This window comes from Denitratimonas tolerans, assembly GCF_037203605.1.
Lineage (GTDB): Bacteria > Pseudomonadota > Gammaproteobacteria > Xanthomonadales > Xanthomonadaceae > Denitratimonas > Denitratimonas tolerans.
The window spans coordinates 1-1,930 of record NZ_JBBDHC010000038.1 but is presented as its reverse complement, the minus strand read 5'-3'; the positions used below and the strand labels follow the sequence as shown (position 1 = coordinate 1,930).

The following is a 1,930-nucleotide window of genomic DNA, read 5'->3' as shown; positions in this document are numbered from 1 at the left end:
GTTTCTATCCTTGCTTCGTTCGCATTTCAGGCAAACGCATGCATCTATTGGGATCCGCATCGCGCTATAGATGACCCGTCGGTGCGAACGACCTCTTCGGCGAAGGGTGAGCAAACCAGCTCAACAAACGGCCACAATGTTGGAGTCTATTACTACGATCAGACAACCGGGCAATCAACATTGACCGAATCTTATTACGACCCGAACCCGGCAGCCTGGGCATATAATGCGGGCTATGTGGTTCAGTCTGATCAGAGTTTCGCTGGCGCATCCGGGCCCAATGGCTCAGAGCGAGACAGTTCTATTGCGTGTTTTGGAGACCACGACGAAACGCCCACCCTTCCTACGGTCACTACTACGGCATTTGTTCCGAATTTCGGCTTTTTAGGGGGCGTATTCTTCTATAGAATTATTGGGATTGGTGGCGGCGGTGGTGGAGGTGGTGTTGGTGTAAATACGGTTAGAGTGGGCGCCGAAGTAAATATCAATGGGGGTTGCTATCAGTCGAAAACGGAAAGATGGGCACAAGCTAATGTCGAGGCGAGCACTTTTCTTGGCGGCGTTAGAAGAGGTGACGATTTTATTGTCAGAATGCCGAATGGTGTGACGGAGCATTGGACATTCCACTGTGTGTCTGCAGCTTATTGCAATCCTCTAATGGACCATATCGTGGGTCCCGACCCGCGGATCAACGCATGCGGTGACTGAACATAACTCAAGATACCCATCAGGCTGCAACAGAAAACCTGTAGTTGCAGCCTGATCCCAGTCGCTTGAAGGACAGGAAAAGTGGTTTGAGGAAAAGCGCTATGACAAGATGGAGTCTATTAGGGTTCGCGGCCTTCTTCTCGTTGGCGTTGGCACTGCTTCACCTCGGTCGTGACGCCGCCCAAGATGAGCAGGAACCAGATATCGTATCGGCTGTTTCTGAAGTCTCTGAAATACAGCTCGAGTCCGAAATTCAGTTCGAGTCCCGGGCAAAAGGGGCCATTCACCCGAGTGATTTATATTCAAAACTGACCGAAAGCCCTGACTACTGGAGCTATTCGTTGCGATCGCGCCTGCTCGCGCTTCCCCCTTCGGAGCTTCTGGCCTTTTTGGAGCGGGACGAACTTCTGGTCCGTGACGATGCACGAGACATGATCGTTGATCTTGCCTCCTGGTGTGCAGGCGCATTGATGTTCGCAAAAGAAAAAGCTCAAGCCAGCGAGATGGGAAGAGAACTCGTCTTTCATGACAAGCGAGTATTCGAAAGGATGCAAAAAGCCTTCAATGGTGGTTGGTGTGGCAGATTTGCACGAGCTCCAGATACCTATGACCGCATGAAGCGATTGCAAGAAGTGATCGATCTCAGCGATCTTCCTGGCCAGGACCGCTATGAGCGCGTAATGACGCAAGTTCAAGAGGCCGCCGCACGCAACGACGGCAGTTTGCAGGCGATGATTTCCAGCGATCGGGCAGATCTGATTTCCGTCGCAATGTATGAAATTGTGCAGCAGCGGGACTCCTCGGTCATTGCCGACTGGACGACCATAAACGAGCTTTCACTTAATCAGGTTCAATCACTCTTGCCCCACTTGCGCATCGGACTGGAATGTCAGCAATTAGGACGGTGTTCAGCTCGTGACAACCCGGCAATCAGCGCAGCATGTTTTAATACTGGACTGCATTGCAGCACCGGAACAGATTTTTATTCAATCATGCGTCGTAGCCTGAGCCCGATTCAATTCGAAGCGCTGATGACATTGATGAATAGCGTAAATGTCTACCGGCGCGAACACGGTGGCTGAGGGTATCGCCTTTGCCGTCAAGGCGACGCGGCCCCTCACTCGTCCCGCGTTACCCGCAGCACCTCGTCGGCGCTGGTGATGCCGGCGATGACCTTGTTCCAGCCGTCTTCCAGCATCGCCGGGGTGCTCTTGCGGGCGTG

Annotated in this window: 2 protein-coding genes; both read left to right on the top strand. The window is 52.7% G+C overall.

Annotated elements, in window-relative coordinates:
- Positions 1-708, top strand: a 708-nt coding sequence (locus tag WB794_RS13450; RefSeq protein ID WP_337336362.1) for a hypothetical protein, incomplete at its 5' end; no start/stop codon positions are given.
- Between the two features lie 101 nt (positions 709-809).
- Complete coding sequence (locus WB794_RS13445) at positions 810-1,790, top strand: hypothetical protein (RefSeq protein ID WP_337336361.1); 981 nt, start codon at positions 810-812, stop codon at positions 1,788-1,790.
- The last annotated feature ends 140 nt before the right edge of the window (positions 1,791-1,930 follow it).

Coding starts and splice junctions, on each gene's coding strand:
- WB794_RS13445 (WP_337336361.1), top strand. CDS start 810: ATGACAAGATGGAGTCTATTAGGGTTCGCGGCCTTCTTCTCGTTGGCG.